Origin of the sequence: Pseudonocardia pini (assembly GCF_013870575.1) — a bacterium.
In the GTDB taxonomy this organism is placed as follows: Bacteria; Actinomycetota; Actinomycetes; order Mycobacteriales; family Pseudonocardiaceae; genus Pseudonocardia; species Pseudonocardia pini.
On record NZ_JACBXB010000260.1, the window covers coordinates 1 to 6,894 of the forward strand.

The 6,894-nt window shown below is 73.9% G+C and carries 7 protein-coding genes; 2 read left to right on the forward strand and 5 right to left on the reverse strand.

Annotated elements, in window-relative coordinates:
* Positions 1-358 (forward strand): DUF1059 domain-containing protein (locus H5J29_RS34365; RefSeq protein WP_220187485.1); only part of this gene is annotated, 358 nt, incomplete at its 5' end.
* A 160-nt stretch (positions 359-518) separates the two neighbouring features.
* Here H5J29_RS34365 and H5J29_RS16070 read toward each other — a convergent pair.
* Complete coding sequence (locus tag H5J29_RS16070) at positions 519-1,403, reverse strand: crotonase/enoyl-CoA hydratase family protein (RefSeq protein WP_181781770.1); 885 nt, start codon at positions 1,401-1,403, stop codon at positions 519-521.
* Between the two features lie 74 nt (positions 1,404-1,477).
* On the opposite strand from H5J29_RS16070, the gene H5J29_RS16075 reads away from it, so the two are divergent.
* A complete protein-coding gene (locus H5J29_RS16075) occupies positions 1,478-2,092 on the forward strand; it encodes a hypothetical protein (protein WP_181781771.1) in 615 nt (204 codons plus the stop codon).
* Here H5J29_RS16075 and H5J29_RS16080 read toward each other — a convergent pair.
* The 4 genes from H5J29_RS16080 to H5J29_RS16095 all read right to left on the reverse strand — a co-directional run.
* Complete coding sequence (locus tag H5J29_RS16080; RefSeq protein WP_181781772.1) at positions 2,043-2,828, reverse strand: alpha/beta fold hydrolase; 786 nt, start codon at positions 2,826-2,828, stop codon at positions 2,043-2,045. The two genes, H5J29_RS16075 and H5J29_RS16080, sit on opposite strands and share 50 nt — an antisense overlap.
* Positions 2,829-2,886: 58 nt before the next feature.
* Positions 2,887-3,825, reverse strand: coding sequence for a sugar phosphate isomerase/epimerase family protein (locus tag H5J29_RS16085; protein WP_181781773.1), 939 nt, complete (start codon positions 3,823-3,825; stop codon positions 2,887-2,889).
* Between the two features lie 174 nt (positions 3,826-3,999).
* On the reverse strand, positions 4,000-5,163 hold the full coding sequence (locus H5J29_RS16090) for a Gfo/Idh/MocA family protein (RefSeq protein WP_181781774.1): 1,164 nt from the start codon (positions 5,161-5,163) through the stop codon (positions 4,000-4,002).
* Positions 5,164-5,987: 824 nt separating this feature from the next.
* Positions 5,988-6,894, reverse strand: a 907-nt coding sequence (locus H5J29_RS16095; RefSeq protein WP_181781775.1) for a Gfo/Idh/MocA family protein, incomplete at its 5' end; no start/stop codon positions are given.

The window sequence follows — 6,894 nt, forward strand, 5'->3', positions numbered from 1 at the left end:
GCTCGCCGTGCGCGGGCGGTGGGTCGGGGTGGCCGCGACCCTCCTCGTGACGGCCGCGGTGCTCACCGGGCTGCCGGGTCCCGTCGTGGGGCCGATCCCGGCCACCGGGCTGATCTCCCTGTGGCCCGACGCCTACCTGGTCGGGTTCCTCGTCGTCCTCGCCGTGGCCGGTACTAGTGTCGGATGCGCAACCGGCGATGGGAGGACCACGATGAAGCGACACCTCAACTGCCCCTGCGGGGAGCACATCGAGGGCACCGACGAGGACGACCTGGTGACCAAGACCCAGGCCCACCTCAAGGAGAAGCACCCCGACCACGAGTACAGCCGGGACGAGATCCTCTTCATCGCGTACTAGCGGCCCGCACCGCGAGTCGGCCGTGCCTACCGGTGGATCCAGGTGCTCGCGGGCCAGGCGGCCGGTCCGAAGCTCGTACCGGGTGTACTGGCCGGACCGGCGACGCCGCCTGCGTGGGCCTGGGCCGCCGAGAGGCGTGGCGGGCCTGCGGTGCGGGACGCTAGCAGTCCTCCTGCCAGGGGAGGAAGGGCGGGAGGTCGCGCGAGGCCAGGCCGGTGAACTCCGCCGGGCGCTTCTCCAGGAAGGCCGCCACGCCCTCCTTCCCGTCGGCGATCGAGGTGTAGAACATGGCGAGCGAGTCCACTCGATGAGCCTCGACGGGGTGCGGCGCGGCGCTGTTGCGCCACATCATCTGTCGCATGAGCGCGGTGGCCACCGGGGAGTGCGCGTCCACGAACCGGCGGGCCAGCGCGTAGGCCGTGTCCAGCAGCTCGTCCGCGGGCACGACGGAGCGGAGCAGGCCACCGTCGAGCGCCTCCTGCGCGGACAGGACGTCGGCGGTGTAGACCCACTCCAGCGCCCGGCTGATCCCCACGATCTTGGGCAGGAACCAGCTCGAGGCCGCCTCCGGCACGATCCCGAGCCTGCCGAACACGAACCCGATGCGCGCGTTGGCCGAGGCGATCCGCACGTCCATCGGCAGGGTCATCGTGGCCCCGATCCCCACGGCGGCACCGTTGATCGCGGCGATCACCGGCTTCGTGCAGCGATAGACCGCGAGCGACACCCGGCCGCCGGTGTCCCGCACGCCCGCGACGATCTCCGGGTCGTCGAACCGCTCGCGCAGGTCCTCGAGGGTCGGCTCCTTGGTCTCGTCGAGGCCGAAGACGTTGCCGTCCGAGGAGAGGTCCATCCCCGCGCAGAAGGCCCGGCCCGCGCCCGTGACGACGATCGCGGCCACGTCGTCGTCCGCGCTCGCCCTGTCGTACGCCGCCTCCAGCTCGTCCGCCATGGTCGTGGTGAACGCGTTCAGCTGGTCCGGGCGGTTCAGCGTGAGCGTGAGGATCCCGTCCTCGACGGCGTAGTCGAGCGTCTCGTAGGCCATGGCCCGATCATGCCCGCCCGCCGCGCCCACGGGAACGCGGTAACGCAGGGCGTCGATCACGCGACTTCGCGTTCATGAGCACGACCCGTCGCCGCGGACCCTGGCGCCCCGGGGCACTCGGCTGGCTCGGCGGGGTGTTCCTCCTGGTGGCGGTCTACGCGGGCTACCGCGGGTTCGCCTCGCTCGGGGTCGTCACGCCCACGGTGGTGATCGTCCTCGCCGCGGTGGTGGCGGGGGCGGTGCTGGTCCTCGCCCTGATCGCGCACCCGGGGCCCTTCCGGAGCGCCGCGTTGCGGGCCGCGGTCACCCTGGTGGCCTACTTCGTCACACTGGCCGTGTGGCCGCCCGCGGGCTCGACGGGCTACCACACCGCGGGCGCCCTCGTGGCCGCCGTGCTGGTGGTGGGCCTGCTGCTCCGCCACCGCACGCCGGTCCGTGACGCGGACGCCATCGTGCTCCTCGCCGTCTCCACCGGCCTCGCCCTGTCCGTGGCGGTGGCGCTGCACGCCCTCGCCGTCGGGGACGTCGTGACGGGCGCGGGGCTGGTCGCCGCGGGCTGTGTCGGGGCGGTGGGGTACCTGGCCGCCTCGGCGGTGGCACTCGATCCGGTGCCGGCGATCCCCGCCCAGCGGGACGGGCTCAGCGCAGGAAGCGATCGATCACGGGGGCGAGCTCCTGCGGCTCGGTGAGCAGGGCGAGGTGGCCGCCCCGGTAGAGGTGCAGCTCCGAACCCTTGATGCCGCGGTGCAGGATCCGGGCGTTGACCTGCGGGATGATCGGGTCGTCGTCGCCGGAGACGATCAGCGTGGGCGCCTGGACGAGCCGCAGCGCGGGCAGCGTGGACCAGCCCGCCCCGGCCAGGAGCTGGAAGAAGTAGCCGCGCTCGGAGTTCCCGCCGTGCAGCAGCCGGGCGGCGCGTTCGGGGTGGGTGCGCATCGTGCCGCCGTAGATCTCGCCCGCCACCTGCGCCGCGTAGCCGGGGTCCCGGTAGCGGCGCGGGGTGAGCATCTTCTGCAGCACGGCGGGGCGTGCGGGAACCATCAGCGAGCCGGTCCCGGTGGCGACCAGGACGAGGCGGCGCACCAGGCCGCGGTGCGCCAGCGCCAGCTGCTGGGCGAGCCCACCGCCCCAGGAGTAGCCCAGGACGTCGACCCGCTCGTGGCCCAGCTCGCGCACCAGCTTCGCGACGAGCGGCGCGAACGTCGTCATGTGGTACGGCACCCGGGGCTTCGGGGAGCCGCCGACGCCCGGCACGTCGAACCGGATGATCTCCAACCCCGCGGGCAGCGCCTCGACGATCGGGTCCAGCATCTCGAGGCGGGCGCCGATCCCGTTGCAGAGCAGCAGCGGCGTGCGGGTGCCGTCGCCGGGGCGGACGGCCACCCGCAGGGTCCGGCCGCCGACCGTGACGTCGGTGAGGGTCATGGTCCCAATCCTCGCCGACGCCGTCGGCCCCGGCTCGACGGGCCCCGCCCGGTCCGCCCTACCCGACGGGCGTGAGCAGGCCCTTCGCGAACTCCGCCGCCTCGGTCACACCCTCGACGGCGGGCTGGACCGGGTCCTCGTTCTCGATGCAGGCGACGTCGTCGTACCCCACCTCGGACAGGGCGCGGAAGAGCTCGCCCCAGTACTCCGGACCGTGGCCGCGGCCGACCGTGGTGAAGGTCCAGGCCCGCTGGTCGGGGTCGGCGAACGGGCGGCTGTCCAGGACACCCGCCAACGCGACCTGTTCGGGCCGGTAGCTCACGTCCTTGAGGTGCACGTGGTGCACGGCGTCGCCGAGGTCGCGGACCATCGCGGGGGCGTCCATCCGCTGCCAGAAGGTGTGGCTCGGGTCGATGTTCGCCCCGACCGCCGGGCCCACCGCCTCGCGGAGCCTGCGCAGGGTCGGCACGTTGTAGACCAGGTGCATCGGGTGCAGCTCGAGCGCGATCCGGGTGACGCCGTGGTCGGCGGCGAAGGGGACGAACTCCTCCCAGAAGGCGACGGTCTCCTCCCACTGCCGGGCGAGCATGTCCATGGCCTCCGGGGGCCAGGGGTAGAAGACCCAGTTGAACAGCCGGGCGTCCGGGGCCCCCTCGCCGGGGCAGCCGCTCATGGTGACGATCTTGTCGACGCCGAGCTGCCCGGCCAGCGTGACCGCCGCCTTCATGATCTCGAGATGGTGGGCGCCGTGGGTGGGGTGCATCGGCCAGGCCGAACAGTTCACCGCGGCCCAGCGCAGGCCCCGGTCGCGGATCCGCGCGTCGTACTCGGCGCGGGCCTTCGCGTCGGAGACCAGGGAGAACACGTCCATGTGAGGGGCGGCGGACTGCCCGCCCGCGGCGATCTCGACGGCGGAGCAGCCGATTTCGACGGCGAGGTCGAGGGTCTCGTCGAGGGTGAGGGCGGGGACGGAGTCGGTGTAGAGGCCGAGTTCCATGGTCGGTGTCCTTTCCGAGTTCGGGAGTGGGGTGCGGGCTCGGTGGTCGGGGTGGGTCGGGTGGGTCGAGTCGACGCGGCGGACGGGGTGGGCCGCGGGCTTGCGGTCGACCCGGCCCGGCGGTCAGGCCGACCCAGCGGTCGGCCCCGGCTCGCCGGTCGGACCGACCTGGCGTCAGCTGAGGCCGAAGAGGCCGCGGCGTCGGACCGGGGAGTCGAGGGGGACGTCGAGCTCGTCGAGGCCCACGACCCCACGGCGGTGGAGCGGGCTCCCCGGGTCGAACGGGACGGCCACGGTCCGGCCGAGGGCGGCGGAGGCGTAGGTGGCGATCGTGGCCTCCAGGGTGTGGAGGGCCTGGGCGCCGGTGGCGGCGGGCGGGCGGTTCGCCCGGATCGCCGCGGCGACGTCCGCGACGGTGTCCCGCAGCGCGTCCGCGATGAGCGGGCCCAGCTCCGCCCCCGCAGGCAGGGCGACCGTCCGAGTGCCCGCCGCCGTGGTCACGGTGAGCTGCTCGAACGGCGCCCAGGGCGGGGTGCCGTCCCCTCGGTAGCGCACCACGGCGCGACCCTTGGTGCCGGAGACGGTGATCCCGCCCTCCCCCATGCCCCACGCGACGTTCACCGACGCCGCCCGCCCGTCGGCCTCCAGGCGGGCCAACGCGAGGGACTCGACGGCGTCGCCCGCAGCCCCGTCGACGAACCCGCTGACCCGCCCGGCCGGCAGCCCGAGGAGATGTTCGGCCAGGTAGACGGCGTGCAGCATGTCCATCAGCACCCCGCCGCCCGAGGCGGTCGGATCCTTGCGCCACTGCGGCCGATACCCTGCCGCGCCCGGCGAGTCGACCACCCCGAGCATGTCGACGCGGACCGTCCGGACCTCCCCGAGCTCCCCCGCGGCGATCAGTTCGCGCAGCGCCGCGACGTAGGGGAAGAACAGGTAGTTGTGCACGACGGCGAGCACCGTCCCCGCCTCGTCCGCGGCAGCCACCATGGCGGCGGCGTCCGCGGGCGCGGCGGCGATCGGCTTCTCGCACAACACGTGCTTGCCGGCGCCGGCGGCGGCGATCGCGATGTCGCGGTGGAGGTGCTGCGGGGTGCAGACGTCGACCACGTCGACGTCCTCGCGGGCGATCAGCGCAGCGGCGTCGGCGTGCACCCGCTCCCTCGAGAGCCCGGCCGCGACCCGCCCGGCCTCCAACCGCTCGGGCGTGGGATCCGCGAGCCCGACGATCTCCACGGCCTCGGGAAGCGCGAGACAGGCAGGCACGTGGAAGTTCACGGCGATGTTCCCGCACCCGACGATCCCGACCCGCAAGGGTCCGCTGTGGACGATGGACATGAGCTCCTCCTCATCGACTTCCGCGAGCCGAACGCCGACCCGCAGCTCGCACCCACCCCGCGAGCCCGACACACCCGCGAGTCCCCCACTTCCGACGCGCGAGTCCGACACCAGGGCGCACGAGTCCGACACCACGGACTCGCGACCCCGACCTGACCCGCGAGTCCCGCAGTTTCGACGCGCGAGTCCGACACCCAGGACGCACGAGTCCGACACCACCCGCGAGTCCCCCACCCTCGACGCGCGAGTCCGACACCAGGGCGCACGAGTCCGACGCGAGACTCACGACGGCTGAGGGCGGGCACGACACCTGTGATCCGGGGTCTCCCGGGAGCTGTCCGACTCCCGGGCCGTGGCGTCGGACTCGCGCGTCGATGTTGCGGGACTCGCGGCTGCACCCCCGACTCGCAGGCAGAGGCGTCTGAGATGCGGGCCGCCACGCTCCCGCGCCGCCCTGGTGTCGGCCTCCGCGCCCCCGGGTATTCGACTCGCACGCCCCGCGTGTCCGACTCGCGCGTCGAAAGTGCGGGACTCGCGGATACCGGGGCCCGCCAGCCCCACCTGGGTGTCCGACTCGCGCCCTCATGTCCGACTCGCGCCCTCATGTCCGACTCGCGCGTCCAAAGTGCGGGACTCGCGGGTCGGGGTCGACTCGCCTCCCCCTGCTGTCCGACCCGCGCGTCGAAAGCCTGGGACTCGCGGGGTGTCGGGGACGACTCGCCGCCCTGGTGTCCGACTCGCGCGCCCTGGTGTCCGACTCGCGCGTCGAAAGTGGGGGACTCGCGGGTCGGGGGTGGGGGCTCGCTGGAGGATGGGCTCGCCTGTCAGGGGGTGGTGATCGGGGTGCCGGAGGCGGCGGAGCGGAGGACGGACTCCAGGGCGGTCGCCTGGGCGATCGCGTCCGCCCTGCCGAACTCCCGCTCCGCCCCGCCGACCACCGCGGAGGCGGCGGCGAACTCCAGGCGGTAGGCGTCGGCGTCCGTGCCGGCCAAGGCGTACTCCCCCGTCGGGTCGACCTCCACCCGCGAGGTCCGCCCCTCCTGCTCGAGCTCGAGGTATCCCGCCCGGCAGAGCCACGGGTCCGGGACGGTGATCGTGCCGGCCGTCCCGATGATCTCCAGCTCGTCCCGGCGCGGTAGGTCCAGGCCGACGTCGAAGTGGCCCAGTACCCCGTCCGGCAGGGTGAGCACGGCCGCTGTCCGCAGGTCCACGCCCCCCGGCCCGTCCGGCGTGCTCGCCGCGTACACCGTGGTCGGCTCCCCGCCGAACAGCCGGATCGCGCTCACGCAGTAGCAGCCGAGGTCGAGCACCGCGCCGCCGCCGAGCTCCGGCGTGCGGCGGATGTCCCCCGGTGGCGCGGAGACGCTCAGCACCGCGCGGACCTCGGCCACCGCGCCGATCGCACCGGAGTCGACCAGCCTGCGCGCCACCGCCGTCTGCGGATGATGGCGGTACATCAGGCCCTCGACGCAGATTCGGTCGGCGGCCTCCGCGGCGTCGAAGCAGGCGGTGGCGTCCGCCGCCCGCATGGCGAAGGGCTTCTCGCACAACACGTGCTTGCCCGCCCGCAGCGCACGGAGCGTCCACTCGGTGTGCAACGAGACCGGCAGGGCGATGTAGACGGCGTCGACCTCGTCGGAGGCCAGCAGATCGTCGTACGAGCCGAAGGCCGACGGGACGCCCCGCTCGGCGGCCCACTCCTTGGCCCGCACCCCGTCGCGGGCCGCGACG

Excerpts from the sequence above, each read along its gene's own strand:
- H5J29_RS16070 (WP_181781770.1), bottom strand. The coding sequence starts at position 1,403 with ATGGCCTACGAGACGCTCGACTACGCCGTCGAGGACGGGATCCTCACG.
- H5J29_RS16075 (WP_181781771.1), top strand. The coding sequence starts at position 1,478 with ATGAGCACGACCCGTCGCCGCGGACCCTGGCGCCCCGGGGCACTCGGC.
- H5J29_RS16080 (WP_181781772.1), bottom strand. The coding sequence starts at position 2,828 with ATGACCCTCACCGACGTCACGGTCGGCGGCCGGACCCTGCGGGTGGCC.
- H5J29_RS16085 (WP_181781773.1), bottom strand. The coding sequence starts at position 3,825 with ATGGAACTCGGCCTCTACACCGACTCCGTCCCCGCCCTCACCCTCGAC.
- H5J29_RS16090 (WP_181781774.1), bottom strand. The coding sequence starts at position 5,163 with ATGTCCATCGTCCACAGCGGACCCTTGCGGGTCGGGATCGTCGGGTGC.